We start from the raw sequence: 23,533 nt of genomic DNA on the forward strand, positions 1-23,533 counted from the left end.
CTTTCTAAAAGATTAACCTTGGTTAGAGGTTGAGGGGATTAAAATGAGAAATACGCTTAAGTTTGCAATTCTAGGGGCAGCCTCGATAGTGCTGGCCGCCTGTGGGGGCAAATTACAACAGGCAGAAATGGTAACCCCAGGGGGCTCGCCATTTCAACAGGCACTTTATGGTGGTTATATGGAGCTTGCAAAAGCTGAATATAACGAAGGTGACTATATTGACAGTGACCGCTTCGCTGAAAAAGCTATGGCCGCTGCCAGAGGTGAAAATGTTGACCCTTATCATCCAGAAGAATGGCATCTTCCCAAGGATCGTGAGCCGGTACTAAATGGCGCACGCGAACGTTTGATGGCCGTTAAAGCCACAGGCGTGCAGGATAAACTTCCAAATGAAGTCGCTAGCGCACAAACAGCGTTTGATTGCTGGGTACAAGAACAGGAAGAAAATCGCCAACCTGATGACATAGCAGCTTGCCGGGATCGCTTCGTAAGTTCCATGGAAGTAATCGACAAAATGATGGCTCCAGTTGCTGTCGTTGTTGAAGAAAAAGTGATTGTTGTCGCGAAACCAGCGATGATGGACGCTAAGTCATTTGAAGTGAACTTCAACTTTGACTCTGCAACACCACTACCAGGCTCAGCTGAAGAAATCGACGCAGCAGCAGCCTATGTCAAACAGTTCAAGAACCCGAAAATCACAATCGCGGGTTACACGGATACAGTTGGTTCCGTTGAATATAATGACAAGCTTGGTGAGCGCCGTGCCGAAGCCGTTGCCTTCATGGGAATGGATATGGGCATTGAAGCAAAACGCATCATTATGCGCAGCTATGGTAAGAAAGATTTGAAAGTTGACACTCCTGATGGGACGGCAAATGCTGCCAACCGTCGTGTGGTTGTTACTGTAGAAAGTAAGTAACTTTGTCTAACTAATATGAGGGACGGCGTACTTAAAGTTACGCCGTCCCTTTTTCTATTTTTGGAGAAATCTCATGATCAAAGTCATTACGTTAGTTCTCGCATCTTCTTTTTTATTGTTCGGTTTAACTGCCTGTGATCCCGAAGTTGGGAGTAAGGATTGGTGCTTGGCGATGAAAGAAAAGCCTAAAGCAGATTGGTCGGCGAATGAGGCGGCAGATTTTGCAAAGAACTGCGTTCTAGCGTCAGACTAAAAAAACAGTCATATCAATCAAAGAAGCCGCCGGGATTTCCTTCAGGCGGCTTTTTTATTCGATAAAGAAATTCGAGCTGTGGCGGGCTAATAAAAAATATACGGACTTAGCTTTAAAAACAGCCGTGATGTTATTCTCCATAGTTTTAGATGCGATTGAGTCATGATTAGGATCAATCGAATGAAATATCTTCATTTCGCATGAACTTTCCCGTTTTCGATAAACAGGCGGTCTGATATATAGGTCACGTCGCGCCCGTAGCTCATCAGGATAGAGCGTAAGATTCCTAATCTTGAGGTAGCAGGTTCGAGTCCTGCCGGGCGCACCATTCATCAAACCGATCATGGTTAAAAGTCTGCAGTGATAGACAGCAGATATTAATTGCGCCAAACGGTTGGACGCTTGCCCTATCTAGCCAATTGATTTTTTGACTGGCGGTAAGTCGACAAAATCACCTGGTCTTTTCTCAGCATTGGCTTTCATTGCTTCAAATATTTCTTCACGTTGAAGCATGCTGGCGTTCCATATGGCGATATAATCGAGGCTATCTGCAATCGTATGATCTCTTGAGTAATTCATCATTCTTTTGCAGCCCGCAATTGCAAGCGGTGCTTTGCTGGCAATATCCGTCGCGACAGCCATGACATTCTTCATCATTTCTGCCTGATCTGCGTACACTTTATTGATCAAACCTGCATCTTTGGCTTCGGTTGCTGGCATCCGGCGACCCGTATAGGCTAACTCACGGGCGATGCCGTCAGCAATTAATTTGGTGATGCGGGGAAAAGTTCCGACATCTGCTGTCATGCCGATATTAGTTTCGAAAATGGTGATAAAGGCATCCTCCGTCGCATATCTCATATCGCAGGCTGTAATCAAGTCAACGCCGCCGCCGATGCAGCCGCCCTGGATGGCTGCAATTACGGGTACGCGACATTCTTCAATGGACGTAAAGGTATCCTGCATGTTCTTTACAGCGGCATAAAAATCAGATCCGGCGCGAATGCGCGCAGCCCGTTGCTCCTTGGGATCGTCGCTCTCTGTTTTCATAAACGAGCTAACGTCCAGACCCGAGGTAAAGTGAGGTCCGGTTGAGGAAATGACAATTACCCTTGCCTTGGCATTGTCATCAATATCTTTAATGATCTCCGGTAATTCATTCCAAAAAGCCGGGATCATGCTGTTCCTTTTTTCAGGGCGATTGAGAATGATATGGGCTATGTTATTGTCGGTTTGAACATCGAAGCAGGTATAAGTCACGGGATTATTCCTTTCTCACAAAAGAGCCGTTTGTTTCTTCTATTATTAGGCTATTTCCACCTATAGATCAAAGATGTTTTACCTTTGATCTGAGTTCCAAAAGGGGTGAAATAAGCTCTATCCATCGATCTATTTTCTGTGTGTAGAGAGCAGTGTTTTCCGAGCACTGATCTTGCATAAAGAGCCCCCGCCGGGCTCGTTGGCTTTTCGCTTGTTGTTTGGCAGTAATTTTGTTCACATTCGTCTAGGGTATTTCATGGCAATTAGCGTTGCGCGGGCACCGTTTTTAGCACCTTATAGGGTATAATTTTCAGATGCTTGCGATAGTATGTATAAATATGAGAGCATTCAATCCGCTTAAACCGGTCGACGCCTAAAAACACCAAAAGGGAAGATGCTTATGGCGATTCAATATGATGATGGCGACAATCCGTTTGATTTTGATCATCGGTATCTGGGACCATACTATACTGAAGATCATAAGGCGTGGCGGGCCACATTGCGGACTTTCGTTGATCAGGAAATCATGCCACACGTTGATACGTGGGATGAGGCGGGAGAATTTCCCCGAGAGTTATACAAGAAGGCGGCAGAGATTGGGTTGCTTGGGATTGGGTATCCTGAAGAGTATGGCGGAACACCGGTTGATGACGAGTTTTTTCAATTGATCACCGCAGAGGAAATGTCGCGTTTAAGTGCGGGAGGAATTAACGCTAGCCTGCTGGTACATAATATTGGACTTCCGCCCATTCTGGCTATTGGCTCAGATAAGATGAAAACCAGAGTGGCGCCTGCGGTTTTGGCGGGAGAGAAAATCCATGCATTGGCTATAACCGAGCCGTCAGGCGGTTCCGATGTCGCAAACATCAAGACGAAAGCAGTCTTGGAGGGCGATCATTATGTCGTCAATGGTTCAAAGATGTTTATAACCGGGGGCATGCGTGCCGACTATTATACTGTTGCGGTCCGAACGGGCGGAGACGGCCGCGGCGGAATTTCCTTGCTGCTCATCGAACGGAATATGCCGGGTTTCACGCGGACATTGTTAAAAAAGCAGGGTTGGTGGGCGTCAGATACCGCGGCACTTTATTTTGACGATGTGAAGGTTCCGAAAGAAAACCTCATTGGCGAGGAAAATAACGGTTTTATTGGAATTATGACTAATTTCAATAATGAACGATTATGGATGGCTGCAAGCTCAAATGGACTGGCGCGAGTTTGCATGGAAGATGCCATTGCCTGGGCGCGTGCGCGTTATACTTTTGGAAAAAGGTTGGCTGATCATCAAGTAATACGGCATAAAATTGCAGAAATGGCGCGCAAAATTAATGCAACACAAGCTTATTTGGAGCAATGCGCTTTGCGGGTTCAAGCCGGGGAGAAACCTGTCGCGGATCTGTCCTTGCTGAAAGTGCAGTCAACATTGACCATGGAATATTGTGCGCGAGAGGCGATGCAAATTCTTGGCGGGGCTGGATATATGCGCGGTTGCCGCGTTGAGCGGATATATCGGGAGGTTCGCGTAATGGCTATTGGTGGCGGTTCAGAAGAAATAATGAGAGATCTTGTCGCCCGGCAAATGGGTATTTAGGAATAAAATAAGAAAAATTGGGAGAGAACATTATGGCTGTATTGCACTACGATTGGCTTGAAGGACATGCGAATAGGGTCCCTGAAAAAACTGTGTGGATTGACCTGCACTCCAACCGATCCTTTACATATGCACAAGCGAACGATCGCAGTAATCGGTTGGCGTTCCACCTGCAAAATAATTGTGGAATTGAAAAAGGAGATCGCGTCGGTGTTCTGGCAATGAACTCCACAGATATGTTCGAAATACAAAGTGCCTGCGCGAAAATAGGCGCTATATTTCTACCGCTAAATTGGCGCCTAACTGTATCGGAGCTGGAGTTTATCATAAATGATGCGGCACCTACAATTATGATCCATGACAGCCAATTCAACAACGTAATAACTGAACTCAAGGATAAAACTAGTTTTAATCAATCGTTGGAAACCAGCGGTGGTGGCGGAGATACAGCCTATGAAGCTGCAATTCGCGATGCTGAATCAAAACCCAACCTGGTTGAAGTAACCCACGATGATGTCTGGACAATCATGTATACCTCCGGAACAACAGGGTTGCCGAAAGGAGCTATTAATACTTATGGCATGACTTTTTACAATGCGGTGAATATGGGCTTTCCAATGGGGTTTACGCCCGATGCTGTAGCCCTCACCATTTTACCACTTTTCCATACGGGTGGTTTGAACTGTTACAGTTCGGTTGCGCTGTATGTGGGGGGCACCACTTTGGTCATGCGCGCATTCGATCCTGCAGAATGCTTGCGGTTAATTGATGATGTGGAAGTCGGTCTTTCTCATTTCTTCGGCGTGCCGGCAAACTATCTGTTTATGAGCCAGCACCCGGATTTTGTTACAACAGATTTTTCCAGGTTAGTATGTGCTGGTATTGGTGGCGCTCCGACGCCTGTTCCGTTGCTTGAAACTTATGAGACACGAGGTATTGCGCTGCAGCAAGGCTACGGTATGACGGAAACCAGCCCTACCGTTCTTGTTCAAGATGCTGCGATGGCTACCGGAAAACCAGGGTCTACCGGAAAGTTGGCCATGAACACGCAGGTTCGTGTGGTGGGTGAATATGGAGAAGATGTGGCGCAGGGCGAGACTGGAGAATTGTGGGTAAAAGGGCCGAATATTACCCCTGGATATTGGAACCGTCCAGAAGCCAATGCGGAAGCTATTACAGATGGTTGGCTTCATACGGGGGACGCGTGTCGCGTAGACGAAGAAGGCCATTATTATATCGTTGACCGTTGGAAAGACATGTATATATCTGGCGGAGAGAACGTCTATCCGGCGGAAGTTGAAAGCATCCTGTTTAAAATGAAGGAAATTGCCGATATTGCCATTATTGGTGTTGCTGATGACCGTTGGGATGAAGTCGGGTGTGCAGTAGTTGTTAAGGCGCCAGGGTCCGATATGTCAGCTGATGATCTGCTTCTTTACTGTCAAGATAAATTGGCTCGTTTCAAGATTCCAAAACATGTCTTATTCATGGATGAATTGCCGCGTAATGCGACGGGAAAAGTACTCAAACGTGTCTTGAAAGATGATATTGGGGATCTCCGATAACACAAGCTAAAACGACTTTACTTAAATAATTGTTCTTTTTAATTGATGATGATGTAATAATGAAAATCATCAATTGAAATAATGGGGGTGAATAAATGTCGAAATTTTTGATTGTCCTTTCAGCAGTTATATTTCTTGCGGCCTGTGGCAGTAACGAGCCAGCGACAGTTACTAATAAAACCGTCGGACAGGAGTTGACTGATCTAAAGAAAGCGTATGACACTGGTACTATTTCTAAAGACGAATATGAAGATCTGCGTGAAGCTATTCTAGATAAAAATAGCTAGAATTCTTTAATCGTTTTTGCCAAGCCTGGATCGCTTGTCTACGTCGCGTAGACTAGCTTTCCCAATTGTAAAGGAGCGGTTCCTTTCTGGTAAAACGGGCAACGGCATCTTTGTTGTAATCAGTATTGAAGCATATGTCTTGTGCGGAGGCTTCCATTTCTAATATTGATTGGGAATCTAGATCCAGGGATTGATTGGTAATTCTTTTCGTCAACGCGAAGGCTTTTCCGCTGGCTAGTTGAAGTCGCTTTGCCAAAATTTGTGCAGCATCTAAAAGCTCGTCTTTGGGATGAATTTCAAAAGCAATCCCGATTTCTTTTGCTTCTTCCGCTAGAACAGGGCGGCCTGTATACATGATTTCTTTGGCTCGCTGCATACCGATCATGCGGGGCAGCACATACATTATGCCGCAATCTGGAACGGCACCAATACGACAGAATACGGAACAGAAGCGTGCTGTTGGCGAACAAAGAATAAAGTCCGCACAGAGCGCGAGCGAAAAGCCGCCGCCATATGCTGCACCATCAACTGCCGCGATAACAGGTACCTCTATGTTCCGAAGGCGCTGTATCCAGTCATTGATGGCGTAAATTCGTTTGCGGTAATCTGCTCCTGGTTCGCCTTCTTTCGGCTGGTTTTTGAGCATGCCCTTGATATCGCCGCCGCCGCTGAAACTTCCGCCGCTTCCGGTTAGAATAACCGCATCAATATCTTCCCGGTTGGTGATTTCCGTGACAAGCCCAGCAAGGTAATCCTGTAATTCTTGGGTAAAAGCGTTCCGCCTCTCCGGACGGGTCATGGTAATTGTGGCAATTCCCTCGACAACATTCATCTCTGCGACATTATTTTCTGGCATTACTTCTTCCCTTTATTTTGTTCTTCGCAGGTTAGGGCCGTAAAACAAACCAACCGGCAAAAGCCGGTTGGAAGAATGTCTCGGCGATCTGAAAGCGAAAAGCTAGGCGCCCTCTTTCCCAACGATTGTTAGTGAACAGACATTTTGATGAGGGAATCCGCCCAGGTTATGCGTCATCCCAAATACCGGTTCCTCACTCCGTTGTCGATCACCGGCTCGTCCATTCATTTGTAAGTACATTTCATAGATCATTCGCAATCCCGAAGCGCCGATTGGATGGCCAAAACACTTAAGGCCGCCATCAATCTGGCACGGTATTTCTCCGTCTGCGTCAAAGAAACCATTCATAATATCGTTTACAGCATTTCCTTCTTCAGAAATGAACAGATCTTCCATTGTTACCAGTTCGGTAATTGAGAAGCAGTCATGGACTTCAAACAAGCTAATCTGATCGCGGGGCTTTGTTATGCCAGCTTCCTTATAGGCCCGGTTGGCAGCCGCCCGTGTCGTGACAAAATGGCTGCCGTCCCAAGAATTATGCTGTGCTTCGCGACCATTTGAAGCAGATAGCTGCATCGCCTTGACGGTGACCAGATCTTTCTTGCCGAGAGCTTTGGCAATTTCCGGCGTCGTCACAATCGCACAAGCTGACCCATCGCTAACGCCGCAACAATCGAAAAGACCCAAAGGTTCAGCGATCATCGGTGCATTCATAACTTTTTCTTCATTGATCTGGTTGCGAAGATGAGCTTTTGGATTTCGCGATCCGTTGTCATGGCTTTTGACCGATATATGGGCCATGGCCTTTTTCATATCTTCTTTGCTAACGTCGTGCTTGGCAGAATAGGCTGACGCAAGCTGGGCAAATGAACCAGGTGCAGAGGCATTGGCCCAGAACATGTCATTGACGGACCCTCTGTTTCGTTGTGGCAAACCGCCATATCCCGTGTCTTTCAGTTTTTCAACACCAAGGGCTAACGCGATGTCACAGGCACCTGAAGCAACGGCATAAACCGCGCCGCGAAAGGCTTCTGATCCACTGGCACAATAGTTCTCGACACGAGTGACGGGGATATTAGGGAGACGAAGGGCCATAGAAAGCGGGACAGCGGATTTTCCAACATGCTCTTCTTCTATACCCGTTCCAAACCAGGCCGCATCGATTGAACTTTTCTCTATGCCAGCATCTTCGAGAGCTTCAATGAAGGCCTCGATCATAAGATCTTCAGCATTGTCATTCCAGCGTTCGCCAAAGCGCGAGCAACCCATGCCAAGAATTGCTACTTTATCTTTGATTCCTGAGGCCATTGTTATTCTCCTTTTTGTGTAGCGGCTACGGGAGTCGCTTTCCAGAAATAGCGCCTAAACCCACGCTTATTGTCATAATCTTTAACGCGGAAGACCATTCGCATCGCCATACCTACTTCAACATCCGATTCAGGCGAGATATCAGTAAAATCGCTCATTAACCGTCCGCCTTCTTCAAACTGAACCATGCCATAATAAGCCGGCGGGTCCGGAGAGTATGTTAGCCGGTCTGCGGTGAACGAATTAACTCGGCCAATGCGATCGGCAAACGGATAGTCTTCCTGGGTATGGACTGCTCCGCAATTTTCGTTCACGCACATATTGCTCTTTGGAAACTGAGCCGTGCCGCACTGGGTGCATTTGCCGCCCAGCATTCTTTGCGCCATGTTCTTGTTTCGGTACAAAGTCGTCAAACCGGTTTTTTTGTCGGTCTCAGCTCGAATGCCTCGCTCAAGATTGATTAAATCGTGAAAGGCCAAATATTTGTTATAGTTTGTCTCTGCATATCGCCGAGCGAGGTAACCTGTGATGCCCATTCGTGGAGCTAAATTGGCGATTTCATCGGTAACTTCAAACAATAAAGCGTCACTGCCTTGTCCAAAGCTTGCCACCAGTATTTTATCACCTGCTTTGTTATTTTGCAGCGCCTGAGCCAACATGACCATGGAATGCGCGGTACCAGTTTCCCCGCAATTGGCTTGCAGGTTGTCGGCAACAGACGCTTCAGGAAAGCCCATTTGTTTTGCCAGGGTTGCGGCAATACGCTTTGCTGCAACTGGAAAGCAAAATGTTGTAATTGTTGATGGATCTACACCACTTTGATCCAAAACGGCGGCAATCGCTGCGGGGACGATTTTCAAGTATCCTTCGTCACGGACCCAACGCTCTTCCCAACTATAGTCATACGCTTCGCCTTCGCCGCGGAAATGATCGACGAAGTCAACGGCTTCAGTATGGCTGGCAAGCAGTTTGGCTATAACCTTACCCTGGCCAACAAGAAAAGCTGCAGCTCCATCACCAGAAGTGAATTCCAACGGACTTGCAGCGCGGGTTTCGCGTTTTTCAGCCGTTGTATAAAGAACAGGATCAGCACTTCCTTTAGCCACCTGTAGCGCGAGCGAGAGCCCGGCGCTGCCGGCGCGTTGGGAGGATGAGAAATCCATGGTCTGAAGGCCGGATTTCAAATTGAGAGCGTCTGCAACAATCCCGGCATTTTGCCGATCGCTAAATGGAAAAGTAGTGGACGCCATATAAACGGCAGAAATTACATCGCGATCCGTATCGCCCAAACAGTCCCGGGCCGCCTCAACAGCCATTGTTACGCTGTCTTCGTCCCAGTTCGCCATTGCTCGTTCACCTTTCGCAAGGCCATTTAGTCCGGGATTAAACCAGCTATGTGCTTTCGCAATTTCGCTGCGCTGTAATCGGCTTTGGGGAATGTATCCACCATAGGCCAATATTCCTACATCCATCTCTTTCGGCTCCTTTTATTCATTATTCTTAGTGCCATTTTATGTTATTCGATGCGGACAAATGCTCATCATTTGTTGCATCTAACCCATGTAATGTATGGGCGCAGTCTAGATTGTGTCTCCGGCAAACACCAGAATTTTTGGCAATTAAACATCCTGATATCTGAGCTCAAAGCTCTGATTCTATTTGGCGAATGTTTTCCATGTAACTGGAATTTGCCATTCGTAATTACAATTTGATACATTCATTCATGAATGATAGTGTTGATTTGAAAAAAAAGCAATCCTCTTTTGAGAGGTCGCTGCTATCCTGATGAACAACAAGACAACAGTAAGTTTGACCTGAGACAAGATCTAGAAATATATAGCGTGAATTTTCGGCGAAAGGCTGTTGTCCAGTCCCTTTTTTCTAACTCTATTCGTATATTCATGTTATCAAGAATTAATAAAAATGAATAAAAACCGGGGGCCCCGAATGACTGCCTTTGCGTCCAAGATCGTAACAACTTCCGACACTTTTTCTACGAACCGGCAAGAGATGCTGTCTCTAATAGATGACCTTCATACATTGAAAGATAGAGCTAAGGATTTGTCGGAACGGCGCCGTCCTATTTTCGAACAGCGCGGACAATTAACGCCAAGGGAACGTATTGTGCGATTGCTGGATCCTGGAATGCCGTTTCTCGAACTGTATGGTCTGGCAAATTATATGGTGGACACGGATGATCGAGAGAAAAGTATTCCCGGCGCCAGTTCCATTACAGGTATCGGTTTTATCAATGGTGTTCGCTGCATGATTTGCGCTAGTGATAGCGGAATTAATGCGGGGGCCATGACACAGAAATCCGGTGAGAAACTTCGCAACTGTCAGGACATGGCGATTGATAAAAAATTACCTTTCGTCCATTTGGTTGAAAGTGCCGGTGCGAATTTGTTGAAGTATCAAGTGGAATCCTGGGCATGGGGCGGTGGCGGATTTCAACGCCTGGCTAAATTGAGTGCTGCGGGCATTCCAACTTTTGTTGTTCTGCACGGGCCGTCGACGGCTGGTGGTGCCTATCTTCCTGGCATGAGTGATTACGTCATCGGGATTAGGGGGCGTGGCCGGGCGTCTTTAGGCGGTGCCGCGTTGGTGCGGGCAGCCACAGGAGAAATTTCTGATGAGGAAGAACTAGCTGGATCGGAAATGCATGCGACGACCACGGGGCTGGTTGAGTATTTAGCAGAAGATGACGCGCACGGATTACTAATCGCTCGCGATATCGTGGGGCGGCTTGATTGGAATAAGAACTGTGTCCGGCCAACGGCTGAGACCTTTGAAGAGCCGATTTACGATCCTGATGAAATTGCAGGCGTTGTTCCAGTAGATTATCGAAAACCTTATGACGTTCGGGAAGTGGTCGCTCGATTGGTGGATGGCTCTGAATTCGATGAGTTCAAGCCTCGCTACGGATCCACACTCGTCTGTCTGCAGGCAAGTATTTTCGGTCATGCGGTCGGTATTGTTGGTAATAATGGTCCTATTGATCCGGACAGCGCCGCCAAAGGAGGCCAATTTTTCCAACTTTGTGACCAAGCAGATATTCCGATCATTTTCCTCAATAATATCACTGGTTATATGGTCGGTAAGGAGTATGAACAGCGCGGAATGATCAAGCATGGATCAAAAATGATTCAGGCTGTCGCCAATGTTCGGGTGCCGAAGCTAACTCTCTATATTGGCGCGAGTTTTGGCGCTGGTAACTATGGAATGGGTGGCTTTGCGTATGAACCAGATTTTCTTTTTGCCTGGCCAAACGCTCAAACGGGCGTGATGGGTGGCGAGCAGGCTGCAACAACCATGGAGCAGGTGGCGCGCGGCGTAGCAGAACGCAAAGGTCTGGAAGTCGACGAAGATGCCTTTGCTGCCCAGAAAGTGCGCCTCATACATCATTTTGATAGTCAAGCAGATGCCTTTTATACATCCGGTAGATTATTGGATCAGGGCGTAATTGATCCGAGAGACTCTCGAAAAGTACTGGGATTTGCTTTGCAAACATGCTGGGAAGCACGAAATCGAACCCTGCGTCCTAACAGTTTTGGGGTTGCCAGATTGTAAGGAAATTGAGCGGAAAAATAAACAAAAGAACCGAAATTGCAGGTTAGATAAAAATGAGAAACTTCCGAAACATATTAGTCGCCAATCGTGGAGAAATTGCCGTCCGTGTCATGCGCACGGCGCAAAATCTCGGCTATAGAACTATTGCCGTCTATTCTGATGCTGATGTCAATGCACCGCACGTAAAGATGGCAGATGATGCGGTTCATATCGGACCGTCCCCGGTCGGGCAATCTTATCTTGATATGGATAGAATTCTGAAAGCGGCGACAGAAAGTGGAGCGGATGCCATCCATCCCGGGTATGGTTTCCTGTCCGAGAATGCCGAATTTGCCCGCGCCTGCGATGCTGCAGGCCTTGTATTTATTGGACCAACCGCTGAGTCCATAGATTTGATGGGAAACAAAGCGGCCGCAAAACGTCGTATGATCGCGGCTGATGTACCGTGTATTCCTGGATATGAGGAGGCAGATCAATCGGACGACACGCTAATTGCGGCGTCCAAGACCGTCGGTTTTCCGATCATGGTGAAAGCTGCTGCGGGCGGTGGCGGTCGTGGGATGCGTTTGGTGATGGAAGCTGCGGGATTACAAGATGCGTTGGCCTCTGCAAGATCTGAGGCTCTCAATGCTTTCGGATCCGACGAACTTATATTGGAAAAGGCAATCTTTGAGCCAAGACATGTAGAGGTCCAAGTGTTTGCGGATAGCCATGGCAACGTTATTCATTTGGGTGAGCGGGACTGCTCTGTACAGCGGCGCCATCAGAAAGTGGTGGAGGAAGCCCCTTGTCCGGTGATGACAGCAGAATTACGGGAGAGAATGGGTGCGGCAGCAGTGGAGGCCGCTCGGAGTATTCATTACAGGGGTGCAGGAACTGTTGAATTCTTACTCGATAGCGGTGGAAAATTCTATTTTCTGGAAATGAATACGCGTTTGCAGGTGGAGCATCCGGTTACCGAACTAATCACTGGCCTTGATTTAGTGGCCTTGCAAATACGAGTTGCCGAAGGCGATTTGCTTGGCCTCGAGCAATCAGATATTTCGCTGACCGGACATGCGATTGAGGTGCGTCTCTACGCAGAGGATACAGCCCAGGACTTTCTACCCTGCACGGGGACGATATCGAAATGGGTGCCGGCAATTGGAGAGGGCATACGATTTGATAGCGGGATAGAAGCGGGGCAGGGTATTTCACCTTTTTACGACCCGATGATTGCCAAAGTGGTGACCTATGGTGAAACAAGGGAAATTGCGCGACATCGGTTAATCGATGCGCTCAAGGAAACAGTGCTTTTTGGTCTGACGACCAATCGTGGCTTTCTAATAGATGTTTTGTCGAAAGACCGCTTTGCAGAGGGTTCAGCGACAACTGCATTTATTGCCCAAGAATTTTCCGACGATGATTTAAAAGTCAATCTCCCGTCACTGGAACAAGCGGCTATGGCTGCTGTCATCCAATATCAGTGCGAACGAGAGAAAGTGCGAGCTAAGGCGATTTTCGGCAATTCTCAGCTACAAGATTGGTCGAGCGGGGGGCGTTTATTGACGCGTTATACATATAGTTGGGGAGATGAGGCCATCGATCTTACAGTCTCGCCGATGCGCGGGGGCACTTACGATGTACGTCATGGAGATACTTCTATTCTCATTGACCTGGTTTCCATAACAAATGATACAGCAACACTCAGTGTCAATGACAGACGTCGCCGCGTGCATTACGATGGATCCCTGGACAATATACTAGATTTCTCGGAACACGGATGCACGCATCGTTTTCGTAATTCGATTGCATTTGCGCAAGATGTAGAAATCGCTGCGGGGAATGGTAGGATTGTAGCCCCTATGCATGGTACTTTGCTGGAGGTTTTTGTGCAAACTGGCGATGCTGTCAAAACAGGGGATCGGTTGGCCGTTTTGGAAGCTATGAAAATGCAACATGATATTTTAGCGGATATTAACGGTGTGGTGAGTGAAGTTGCTGCGCATGCTTCCCATCAAGTTGCCGTAGATGATTTTTTGATCGAAATAGAAGCGGCAGAATAAGTCGGATTAAATATGGTGGGAGGATATTGATGTTAGCAGAAGCTTATGACTTTAGAGATGAGAGCGAAGCTCTTTACGATCTAATCAAGCCCTTGTCAAACGCAGATTATGACAGAGTTACTTTGTTTAGGGACTGGACGATTAATGATGTCCTGCAGCATTTGCATTACTTCAATTACGTAGCAGATTTGACCTTGTCTGATGAGGACGCCTTTGTACAAACTTATACAGAATTAAAAGGTTTGCAGGAAAAATCCGGATCTCTGGTTAAGGCAACAGATGAAATGCTTAAGGGTCTGAATGGGATTGCACTCCGCGACGCTTGGCATGATTATTATCACAAAATGGCAGACCGTTTTTACGCCGCTGATCCAAAACAACGTCTAAAATGGGTTGGTCCTAGTATGAGCGCAAGAAGCAGTATCTCTGCAAGATTGATGGAAACCTGGTCTCATGCTCAAGAAATATATGATTTGCTGGGGACTGAACGGCGAGATGAGGATCGGATCAAAAGTATAGTCGTTATGGGGATTAATACCTTCGGCTGGACATTTATCAACAGAGAAGAAACAGTTCCTAACAACGCCCCTTATGTGAGGCTATTTGCACCCTCTGGAGCAATTTGGGAATGGAATGAAGGCAATTCTGCCGATTTGATTGAGGGCGATGCTGCGGAATTTTGCCAGGTCGTCACGCAAACTCGCAATATTGCCGATACCACTCTAAAAGTAACCGGTGATATCGCGACTCGATGGATGGCTGTTGCCCAATGTTTTGCAGGGCCCCCACGTACGCCGCCGGCTGCTGGAACACGTCACGCGTAAAAACGACAAAGAAGAGAAATAGCATTATGTCAGCACTCGAAAAGTACCCAAATCTATTTGCACCGCTGGATCTGGGGTTCACCCAGTTGAAAAACCGCGCGCTGATGGGATCCATGCATACCGGATTGGAAGAGCTCGAAGGCGGTTTTGAGCGCATGGCACCGTACTTTGCGGAACGCGCGCGCGGCGGTGTTGGCATGATCATCACTGGTGGCATTTCTCCCAATCTAGAAGGCGGTATGGGGGCCAAGCTTTCAACAAAAGAAGAGGCGGCTCAGCATCGACTTATCACGGAAGCAGTCCATGATGCTGATCCAGATGTGAAAATATGTATGCAGATTTTGCATATGGGGCCACTCGCCCGCAACAAAGGGGCTGTGGCACCGTCGGCAATACGGTCTCGGATTTCGCCTAATACGCCCAACGAATTGGATGAAGCCGGCATTGAAAAGCAAATTGCCGATATGGTGAATTGCGCTGAAAGAGCTCAAGAAGCGGGCTACGATGGGATCGAAATGATCGGATCTGCGGGGTATCTTGTCAGTACTTTTCTTGTTGAAAAAACCAATCAACGGGTCGATCAGTGGGGTGGATCCTATAAAAACAGAATGCGTTTTCCACTTGAGCTTATGCGCCGCATTCGTAAGGCCGTCGGGCCGAACTTTATTCTCGTCTTTCGGATTGCGGCCATGGACATGTTGCAAGGCGGCATGTCGTGGGATGAAGTTGTCACCTTGGCCAAGGAGCTGGAAGCGATTGGTGTAAATATAATTAGTACCCATTTCACATGGCATGAAGCGGCTGTTCCGACCATCGCGACCATGGTTCCGCGAGCTGCTTTTGCGGGCGTAACGGGTAGGTTGCGTAAGGAGCTGAGCATTCCTACTATTACCAGTAATCGAATTAATATGCCGGACGTTGCAGAAGCTGTTCTTGCCAAAGGGGATGCGGACATCGTCTCCATGGCCCGACCAATGTTAGCCGACGCGGATTTTATGCGAAAAACGGCGGAAGGTCGTGAAGACGAGATCAATACTTGTATTGCCTGCAATCAAGCGTGTCTTGATCATACTTTCGGCGGACATCAGGAGGTGAGTTGCCTGGTGAACCCGCGCGCCTGCCATGAAACCACGCTGAAATATGAGAAGACTGAAAATCCAAGAAATATCGCGATCATTGGAGCTGGCCCTGCCGGTTTGGCTTACGCTGATGTTGCTTCCCAACGTGGTCATAAGATTTCAATTTATGATGCCTCTACTGAAATCGGAGGACAATTTAATCTTGCGAAACAGATACCGGGCAAAGAAGAGTTTTACGAGACGCTACGATACTTCAATCGGATTATTGAGAAACGGAAAATATCTCTACATCTAAATACGTTTGTAGATAAAGAGATGTTGTTGGCACAGGGGTATGATGATGTAATTGTTGCGACAGGCATTACGCCGCGCGTCCCAGACATTGAAGGGATCACTCATAAAAAAGTGGCGAGCTACATCGATGTCATCAACGGTAAAGTTCCCGTAGGGAAAAAAGTCGCGATAATGGGAGCCGGAGGTATCGGATTTGACGTGGCCGAGAAAATTATGCATTCCGGTAAATCAGCGTCACTTGATATCGACATTTTTGCCAGGGAGTGGGGCATTGATTTTGAGAACCATCCGCGCGGTGGTGTAACTGATGTTGAGCCTGTGGTCGAAGCGGCTGATCGAGAGGTAACGCTATTGCAGCGGAAAACAACACCAGTCGGGCGTGGCCTTGGTAAAACGACAGGATGGACGCATCGTATTGCACTGGCCAGACGCGGCGTAAAAATGATCAATGGTGTTGAGTATTTAAAAATTGATGACGATGGATTGCATCTGCGGATCAACGATCAATATGACATTTTAGACGTGGATACGGTAGTCATATGCGCAGGGCAGACGCCAAAACGAGAGCTCTATGATCAACTGGTAGAAGAGGGGGCTTCTGCCCAACTGGTCGGTGGCGCGTATGAGGCCATGGAACTTGATGCAAAGCGCGCAATAAATCAGGCGAGTTATCTTGCCGCAGCTATTTAGATTTTAGCTCATCCAAGACCTTGTAGCCGGGCGGCATCAGATCGTAGTTTTTCTGGGCCTCCCCATGTCGCGCGGTTAAAGCCAATGCGTTTAAACCAGAAATGTAGGCCCATCAAGTCGGTATACCCCATACCCCCATGGACTTCCGTTGCGGTACGCGCAACAAACCGACCGACATCGTCCATTTGTGATTTTGCGAGCAACGCGGACAGCAAAGCATCTTCTTCACTAGCGTCAAAGGCATATGCGGCATACCAAATCAATGCCTGACACGGTTGGAGTTCTGCCGCCATCTCTGCGCACATATGTTTGACGGCTTGGAAGGAACCGATCGTCCGGTCGAACTGTTTGCGTTCTTTTGCATAGGCCACGGCCTGCCGTAACATCTCCTCGCCCGCACCGAAGCTTTCTGCGGCTAAGATGGTCCGACCCGCTGCTAGCACACGTTCAATTTTGTCAGGCGTTGAATTTCGAAGCGTAGACGCTTGCACATTTTGAAGGGTCAGCTCGGCAACCGGGCGCGTGCCATCGATGGTTGGAAGATGGTTGATTTCCAAGCCTGTTGACTGCGCATTGACCAAATGAAATTCTTGTTGGCGATCAGCGATGATAAATGCATCAGCATCACTGGCATCCATGACGAAAGAAGCCGTGCCGGTAAGAGATCCGTTTTCGGCTGTTATGCCGGAGCCTCGCCGTGCGCCGCTAGCCAGCTCTGAAATCGCGATGCCGATCCGCACGGTACCATCAGCAAGTCTGGGCAGCCATTCAGACTTTTGGCTCTCATCTGCCATCAGCATGATTGCCAATGGCGCGATAACGGCTGTTCCAGCAAACGGCACAGGAGCTGCTGATCTCCCCAGTTCCTCTGCAACAACGGTCGCCTCAATCAGACCAAGGGCCGCACCACCATATTGCTCGGGAATCAGAAGGGCAGTCATGCCAAGGCTAACCAGCTCTTGCCATAAGGCAGCGTCAAAAGGCGCGTCGCCCGTGCTAATGCGGCGGATGCTGTCGAGGGTTACATTTCGTTCAAGGGTACCGCGAAAACTATCCTGTATCATGAGCTGTTCTTCAGAGAGGCCAAAATACATTTTATAAACCTTTCTGAACGCGAGGTTCTCGCGGCATGTCGAGCCCGTGTTCCGCGATGATATTTTTTTGAATTTGTGCTGTGCCGCCTCCGATTATGAGACCAAGATCATACATATACCATTGCTGCCAGATGCCATCTTCCGCCACCGACGGAATGCCATCATATAAAACACCAACTTCGCCTAAGGCATCAATGGCCAAGGCGTCGAGTTGATGATTTAATTCACAGCCTAAAAGCTTGCAGACCATATCTCCAAGTCCGGGAGGCTTGCCATCTTCGGAGCGGGTCAAAAGGCGCATTTCATGAAGCCGCATACTTTGAACCTGGGCCTGCAGAGAGATGAACCGATCTGTCAGAATTTTATTTTCCCAAAGTGGGCGACCATCGAGCGTTTCTTTCTTGAGTAGCCTAGAGATCTTATTGAGCCGTTCTATCGAACCGTTAGCGTTTGAGAGCATGCCGCGCTCATGCTTAAGTGTACTATTGGCGACTTTCCATCCATTTCCTCGTCCGCCGACGACAACGGATTTTGGTACTCGAACATTTGTGAAAAAAACTTCGTTGAAGGACGGATGCCCGGTCATTGTTTGTAAGGGCCGCACTTCAATTCCTGGTGTATTCATGGGGAAGATCAGGTAACTGATTCCTTGGTATTTAGAGGCATCAGGTTCCGTCCGCACGAGGCAGAATATCATCGGCGTGATATGTGCAGACGAGGTCCAGATTTTCGACCCATTGACCAGAAAATCATCACCGTCTTCTACGGCGTTTGTCTGTAAGCTGGCCAAGTCCGAGCCCGAGTTTGGTTCCGAGTACCCTTGGCACCACATAATGTCCCCTCTTATTGTCGGGCCAATCCAGGTTCTCTTCTGTTCCTCAGTTCCATGTTCCAGGAGCGTCGGTACAAGCATGGAAATGCCCTGACCATAAAGCCCTTGTGGCATGCCAGCGGCAAAAAATTCGTCGGCGATAATCCGGTTCTCAAGAATGTCAGGCTCGGCGCCAAAGCCGCCATACGTTTTTGGCACGGTGCGGCTTGCATATCCTTTTTCGACCAGTAATTTTTGCCAGGCTTTGACAGCCTTGGAGTAAGGTCGTGGGGACAATCGATAAGAATGCGTGGTTTCTGAAGGTGCAATATTTTTATGGGCGTCCAGAAACTGTCGCATTTCCTGACGAAAAGCATTGTGTTTTGCGCTGTCGTTTAGATCCATAGTGATAAACCTCTAATCTTCGACATAAGTAAAACGCGTCATGACGGAGATATTCCCATCAATTTCGTAATGACTTTCAACATGACTTCGTCGGCGCCACCGCCAATGGAAGTCAGGCGGAAGTCGCGAAATCTCCGGGAAATGGACGATTCCCAGACATAACCCTGCCCTCCCCAATACTGAAGGCAGCTATCCATAACCTCGCGCTGCAAGCGGCCAACTTTGAGCTTCGCCATGGACGCCAGTTTGGTAACGTCTTCGCCGGCGACATATCTTTCAACCGCGTGGTAGGTAAGGGCGCGTAACGCCTCAACTTCTGTCTGCAGCTCCGCCAGACGGTAATTTACAACCTGATTATCGAGAATGGACTTGCCGAAGGCTTTTCGCTGCCGGGTATATTCTATGGTCTCGTTGATGGCCTCTTCCATGACACGTGGGCCACGGGCGGCGGCAAACAGTCTTTCTTCCTGGAACTGCTGCATTTGATAGATAAATCCCTTCCCTTCCTCTCCTATACGGTTGCTCCGGGGAACGCGGACATCGTCGAAGAAAAGTTGCGCCGTATCCGAGGACATCATGCCAATTTTTCGAATTTTATGTTTTGTTATACCTGGGCTATCCATGGGAATAATGATTAAGGTCTTGTTCTTGTGTGCGGGACCATCACCCGTATTTGCAAGACAGCAAATCCAGTCTGCTTGCAAACCATTGGTAATATACATTTTTGAGCCGTTTATCACATAGTCATCCCCGTCTTTGCGGGCATTAGTTCGTAAACTGGCGACGTCGGAACCAGCTTCTGCTTCCGTCACACCAATGCAGGCGACCATATCTCCTTGCAATGCCGGAACAAGATACTCTCGGCGTAAAGCATCGGAGCCATGCTGGGCCAGAGCAGGTGTTGCCATATTGCTCTGTACGCCAATCCCCATGGCGACACCGCCGCAATTTATATATCCGAGGGCTTCAGAAGAGACAGCTTCGTATGAGTAGTCCAGTCCACTGCCGCCAAATTCTACCGGTTTGCTGATCCCAAGAAACCCCATATCTCCCATTTTTTTGAAGAGTTCATGGGCTGGAAACATTTCTGCTTCCTCCCATTCATCGACGTAGGGGTTGATTTCGGCTTCGATAAATTTTCTGAGGCTGTCTGATAGCTCGCGGTGTTCTTGGGTGAATTGCATGTTAGTATTCCACCTTCTGGTCCAGGGGATGTGCTAAATGAGTTCAGCATATCGCATATTTGGATTGTCTTTTTGTTGAAAAAATACTAACATTCATGAATGAATGTTTCAATTGATAAATTGTTTGCGTAGGAATCGTGGTCTACGCCAAGTAATGGCAGACCAATTTAAAAATAGGAATCGATACCGATGGTAACGATGGCTGAGACAAGTAGCACAGGGCGAAAGCGGCAAGAAGAACGTCGCATGGAAACGCGGGCGAAGCTTGTGGATGCAGCAATAAAGTTGCTCTATGAAAAAGGTGCATCTCAACTCACGACGCAAGACGTCGCCCGCGAAGCAGGTATGACCCGTGGCGCTATCCAGTATCATTTTGACAGCCCAAAATCTCTTCTTGTTGCCAGTATTAATGAAATTGCCGCTCGACTAGTCGAACACCTCAATACAGAACAATTAAAACAACTACCGTTGCAGGAAAGATTGGATCGGGTTTTTGATGAATATTGGCGGGGCTTTCAGGGCGAAGCATATACTGCCTTTATGGAAATCACCCTGAGAGGTCGAAATGATCCAGAGTTTAGTGCTGCGATAACATCGGCACTTGAAGAACTGGAACGGCAACGGGCTCTGACATGGCAGGAAATTTTTGCAGATACAGGCCGGGATTTAGATGAAATAATCTCATGGCGGTCGACGCTGATGATCACGTTCCGTGGATTAGCTCTGACGAGGATAATTGCCGGGGATAGTGAAAAACTCTCTCCCCAAGTAGAACGGTTTAAAGATATGTTTAAACAATATCTGACCGCTTCTTGAATTTCTCCGCTAAATTAAAAAGAAAGAGCATAAAATGCCGGATCTACCAAAATGTGAATTTCTGCTTTTGGATGTGCAAGGGCCACGGTTAAATCTCACGTTCAATCGACCTGAGCAGCGGAATGCCATCAATAGCCAGATGGGCGAAGAATTCGCGGCCGTCGTGGAATGGCTTGCTTGCTCTGACGAAGTACGTGTCGTTATTCTGCGCGGAGCTGGAGGACATTTCTGCGCAGGAGGCGATATCAAAGAGCGACGAAATATGGCAGAAGACATCGTCACAGAAGACAGCGATCCGATCATGGAAAGAAACCGGGGAGCTGGGATGGCTTTCTTACGGTTTGAAAACCTTCCACAGACAACCATTGCTGTCGTGGAAGGGTCTGCTTTTGGCGGTGGCATGGGATACGCTTGTCTCGCGGATATCACGATTGTGTCAGAGACGGCAAAAATGGGCATGCCGGAAACGACCCTCGGCGTTGCGCCGGCGCAAATCGCGCCTTATGTGGTGAAAAGGATTGGCCTTACTCGCGCACGGCAGCTGGCCTTGACCGCTGAACGGTTCGGCGGCGATAAAGCTTACGAATATGGCATAGCGCAATATCTCTGCAGTGACGATGATCTTGGCAAGACGCTAGAAGATGTGGTTGCTAAAGTCTTGAAATGCGGCCCAATGGCGAATGCCGCAACCAAGGCCATCATGTTGAAAGTCGGATCTTTACCTGAAGAAGACATGATCCGCTTTTCCGCTGAAAATTTCTCGGTTCTAAACCGAGGGCCCGAAGGAAAAGAAGGGCAGAGGGCTTTTGCGGAAAAAAGAAAGCCTGCTTGGCAAGTAACTAGCGAAGGAGGGGAGTGATGAACAATTCTCAGACATCAAGAACTATCCGCATCGGCGGCGCCTCTGGATATTGGGGAGATTCACAGGAAGCACCGCGTCAACTGGTTCTGAAAGGCAAGGTAGATTATTTGGTATTTGACTATCTTGCCGAAGTAACCATGTCCATTCTTGTGCGCGCCAAACAGAAGGATCCAGAGGCGGGATATGCCAAGGATTTTATCGGTTTGGTGATGAAACCGCTCATTAGTGAAATTAAAACTCGAGGCATAAAAGTTGTCGTTAATGCCGGCGGTGTAAATGTTGCCGCCTGCGCGGCAGCCCTTGCCAAGGTTGCCAGTGATGCCGGTGTCTCGCTGAACATTGGAACTGTTGAAGGCGATAACCTTACGGATCGAATTGAGGAATTGCGCGGACAGGGTGTGACAGAAATGTTTTCCGGCAAGTCTATGCCTGAAAAAATGATCAGTGCGAACGCCTACCTCGGGGCATTTCCAATTGCCGCTGCCCTTGACGCCGGCGCGGAAGTCGTGATTACGGGGCGTTGCGTCGACAGTGCTGTTACTCTCGGGCCATTAATCCATGAATTTGGTTGGTCCGTCGATGAGTACGACAAACTGGCAGCGGGGAGTTTGGCAGGGCACATCCTTGAATGTGGTGCTCAAGCAACCGGCGGCAACTTCACCGATTGGAAAGATACGGTCGATGGGTGGGATGATATGGGGTACCCCATTGCTGTCTGTAGGTCCGACGGTACTTTTGCTATTACGAAACCCAGATGATACAGGTGGTATCGTCTCTAAATTCTCAGTGGGTGAACAAATTCTCTATGAAATCGGGGATCCTTCAGCCTATATCATGCCGGATGCTATTTGTGATTTCTCGAATATTACACTGACGGAAACTAAAAAAGACTGGCTGGAAATAGCGGGAGTAAAAGGCAGGGCGCCAACGGCTACTTATAAGGTATCTGGTACCTATATGGATGGCTATCGATCGACGGCCTCCACGGTTATTACTGGATTTGATGCAGTTCAAAAAGGCGAAGCTTTCTCTGCTGCGCTGATTAAACGTACCCGTCGTCTCTTTATGGAGAGAAATCTCGGAGATTACCGAGATACGGCAACTCATATGATTGGCGCGCAGACACTCTGGGGCAATAATGCCGATCAGACGTCGCCAATGGCCCGAGAAGTCATCACACAAATCGATGTTCGCCATGATGAACGGGCAGCACTTGAATTGTTTTCCAAAGAAACGACAGGTGTTGGTCTGTCCATGACAACGGGCCGCTGTTCTGCGGGTGCGGCGGGACGGCCAAAAATTACACCGGTGGTCGCTCAATTTGCTTTTTTGATCGACAAAAAATATGTCCAGGCAGACGTGTTCCTCAATGACAAGAATGTCGCGTTTAAAATACCTTTCCCTGAAACTTTCGGCGTTGTTAGGCAACAAGTTGCATTGCGGGATGCTGGGCCACCGGAAGTTAATGAAGAGCTCGTTGAGGTTCCTCTAATTTCTCTGGCCGTCGCACGCAGCGGCGACAAAGGTAACAATGCAAATGTTGGGGTTATTGCGAGGACCGAAGAGTTTTTGCCGTGGATAAAGCAAAGCGCGACGGAAGATCGGGTAAAGGACTGGTTTGGTCATGTGATCGAAGGGGATGTCACGCGATTTGACCTTCCTGGAATAGACGGACTTAATTTTTTACTGACCAATTGCTTGGGCGGCGGCGGAACCTCTACGTTGCATCTGGATAATTTGGCAAAAACATATGCTCAACAATTGTTGGCGCTTCCAATAAAAGTACCTAGTTCTCTGGCCAAAAGCCTGACATAAATACA

20 protein-coding genes and 1 tRNA gene are annotated in these 23,533 nt (G+C 48.1%); 14 read left to right on the forward strand and 7 right to left on the reverse strand.

All coding sequences use genetic code 11. From position 1 onward, the window contains the following. Positions 1-43 precede the first annotated feature (43 nt). The 3 genes from V7723_RS08825 (at position 44) to V7723_RS08835 (ending at position 1,500) form a co-directional block, all read left to right on the forward strand. Positions 44-919 carry an OmpA family protein gene (locus V7723_RS08825; protein ID WP_335684090.1) on the forward strand — a complete coding sequence of 292 codons (876 nt, stop codon included), beginning with the start codon at positions 44-46 and terminating at the stop codon, positions 917-919. Between the two features lie 73 nt (positions 920-992). Next, entirely contained in the window at positions 993-1,172 is a 180-nt protein-coding gene (locus V7723_RS08830) for a DUF3012 domain-containing protein (protein WP_335684091.1), read from the forward strand. Positions 1,173-1,423: 251 nt separating this feature from the next. After that, positions 1,424-1,500, forward strand: a tRNA-Arg gene (locus V7723_RS08835). A gap of 83 nt (positions 1,501-1,583) precedes the next feature. On the opposite strand, the gene V7723_RS08840 is transcribed toward V7723_RS08835, so the two are convergent. Continuing rightward, entirely contained in the window at positions 1,584-2,432 is an 849-nt protein-coding gene (locus V7723_RS08840) for a crotonase/enoyl-CoA hydratase family protein (protein ID WP_335684092.1), read from the reverse strand. A 400-nt stretch (positions 2,433-2,832) separates the two neighbouring features. On the opposite strand from V7723_RS08840, the gene V7723_RS08845 reads away from it, so the two are divergent. From V7723_RS08845 to V7723_RS08855, 3 genes are all read left to right on the forward strand, one after another. After that, positions 2,833-4,023 carry an acyl-CoA dehydrogenase family protein gene (locus V7723_RS08845; protein ID WP_335684093.1) on the forward strand — a complete coding sequence of 397 codons (1,191 nt, stop codon included), beginning with the start codon at positions 2,833-2,835 and terminating at the stop codon, positions 4,021-4,023. Between the two features lie 32 nt (positions 4,024-4,055). Continuing rightward, on the forward strand, positions 4,056-5,588 hold the full coding sequence (locus V7723_RS08850) for an acyl-CoA synthetase (protein ID WP_335684094.1): 1,533 nt from the start codon (positions 4,056-4,058) through the stop codon (positions 5,586-5,588). A 95-nt stretch (positions 5,589-5,683) separates the two neighbouring features. Beyond that, positions 5,684-5,875 carry a hypothetical protein gene (locus V7723_RS08855; RefSeq protein ID WP_335684095.1) on the forward strand — a complete coding sequence of 64 codons (192 nt, stop codon included), beginning with the start codon at positions 5,684-5,686 and terminating at the stop codon, positions 5,873-5,875. 52 nt (positions 5,876-5,927) lie between these two features. Here the strand turns inward: V7723_RS08855 and V7723_RS08860 are convergent, their stop codons facing one another. From V7723_RS08860 to V7723_RS08870, 3 genes are all read right to left on the reverse strand, one after another. Further along, on the reverse strand, positions 5,928-6,731 hold the full coding sequence (locus tag V7723_RS08860) for an enoyl-CoA hydratase/isomerase family protein (RefSeq protein ID WP_335684096.1): 804 nt from the start codon (positions 6,729-6,731) through the stop codon (positions 5,928-5,930). Positions 6,732-6,833: 102 nt separating this feature from the next. Further along, on the reverse strand, positions 6,834-8,039 hold the full coding sequence (locus tag V7723_RS08865; protein WP_335684097.1) for an acetyl-CoA acetyltransferase: 1,206 nt from the start codon (positions 8,037-8,039) through the stop codon (positions 6,834-6,836). A 2-nt stretch (positions 8,040-8,041) separates the two neighbouring features. Continuing rightward, positions 8,042-9,511 carry a hydroxymethylglutaryl-CoA synthase family protein gene (locus V7723_RS08870; RefSeq protein ID WP_335684098.1) on the reverse strand — a complete coding sequence of 490 codons (1,470 nt, stop codon included), beginning with the start codon at positions 9,509-9,511 and terminating at the stop codon, positions 8,042-8,044. A 475-nt stretch (positions 9,512-9,986) separates the two neighbouring features. On the opposite strand from V7723_RS08870, the gene V7723_RS08875 reads away from it, so the two are divergent. From V7723_RS08875 to V7723_RS08890, 4 genes are read left to right on the forward strand one after another with little or no spacing between them, the layout of a single operon-like run. Further along, complete coding sequence (locus V7723_RS08875) at positions 9,987-11,609, forward strand: acyl-CoA carboxylase subunit beta (protein ID WP_335684099.1); 1,623 nt, start codon at positions 9,987-9,989, stop codon at positions 11,607-11,609. Between the two features lie 53 nt (positions 11,610-11,662). Further along, positions 11,663-13,654: an acetyl/propionyl/methylcrotonyl-CoA carboxylase subunit alpha gene (locus V7723_RS08880; RefSeq protein WP_335684100.1), complete on the forward strand. Its 1,992-nt coding sequence runs from the start codon at positions 11,663-11,665 to the stop codon at positions 13,652-13,654. Between the two features lie 29 nt (positions 13,655-13,683). Continuing rightward, the gene (locus tag V7723_RS08885) at positions 13,684-14,478 is read left to right on the forward strand and encodes a TIGR03084 family metal-binding protein (protein ID WP_335684101.1); all 795 of its coding nucleotides are present in this window, start codon (positions 13,684-13,686) and stop codon (positions 14,476-14,478) included. 26 nt (positions 14,479-14,504) lie between these two features. Continuing rightward, positions 14,505-16,541 (forward strand): NADPH-dependent 2,4-dienoyl-CoA reductase, encoded by a 2,037-nt coding sequence (locus V7723_RS08890; RefSeq protein ID WP_335684102.1) that lies wholly within the window; start codon positions 14,505-14,507, stop codon positions 16,539-16,541. A gap of 8 nt (positions 16,542-16,549) precedes the next feature. Here V7723_RS08890 and V7723_RS08895 read toward each other — a convergent pair whose 3' ends face one another. The 3 genes from V7723_RS08895 to V7723_RS08905 are packed head-to-tail and all read right to left on the reverse strand — an operon-like array spanning position 16,550 to position 20,035. Beyond that, entirely contained in the window at positions 16,550-17,635 is a 1,086-nt protein-coding gene (locus V7723_RS08895; protein ID WP_335684103.1) for an acyl-CoA dehydrogenase family protein, read from the reverse strand. A 1-nt stretch (position 17,636) separates the two neighbouring features. After that, on the reverse strand, positions 17,637-18,851 hold the full coding sequence (locus V7723_RS08900) for an acyl-CoA dehydrogenase family protein (protein WP_335684104.1): 1,215 nt from the start codon (positions 18,849-18,851) through the stop codon (positions 17,637-17,639). Positions 18,852-18,889: 38 nt separating this feature from the next. After that, on the reverse strand, positions 18,890-20,035 hold the full coding sequence (locus tag V7723_RS08905; protein WP_335684105.1) for an acyl-CoA dehydrogenase family protein: 1,146 nt from the start codon (positions 20,033-20,035) through the stop codon (positions 18,890-18,892). Between the two features lie 189 nt (positions 20,036-20,224). On the opposite strand from V7723_RS08905, the gene V7723_RS08910 reads away from it, so the two are divergent. The 4 genes from V7723_RS08910 to V7723_RS08925 are packed head-to-tail and all read left to right on the forward strand — an operon-like array spanning position 20,225 to position 23,528. Further along, positions 20,225-20,851: a TetR/AcrR family transcriptional regulator gene (locus tag V7723_RS08910; RefSeq protein ID WP_335684106.1), complete on the forward strand. Its 627-nt coding sequence runs from the start codon at positions 20,225-20,227 to the stop codon at positions 20,849-20,851. Between the two features lie 34 nt (positions 20,852-20,885). Next, positions 20,886-21,710, forward strand: coding sequence for an enoyl-CoA hydratase/isomerase family protein (locus V7723_RS08915; protein WP_335684107.1), 825 nt, complete (start codon positions 20,886-20,888; stop codon positions 21,708-21,710). Further along, positions 21,710-22,471 (forward strand): acyclic terpene utilization AtuA family protein, encoded by a 762-nt coding sequence (locus V7723_RS08920; protein WP_335684108.1) that lies wholly within the window; start codon positions 21,710-21,712, stop codon positions 22,469-22,471. Before V7723_RS08915 ends, V7723_RS08920 begins: the two co-directional genes overlap by 1 nt. Then, positions 22,422-23,528 (forward strand): acyclic terpene utilization AtuA family protein, encoded by a 1,107-nt coding sequence (locus tag V7723_RS08925; protein ID WP_335684109.1) that lies wholly within the window; start codon positions 22,422-22,424, stop codon positions 23,526-23,528. Before V7723_RS08920 ends, V7723_RS08925 begins: the two co-directional genes overlap by 50 nt. Positions 23,529-23,533 lie beyond the last annotated feature (5 nt).

It is taken from the genome of Sneathiella sp., assembly GCF_036960985.1.
Taxonomy (GTDB): Bacteria; Pseudomonadota; Alphaproteobacteria; order Sneathiellales; family Sneathiellaceae; genus Sneathiella.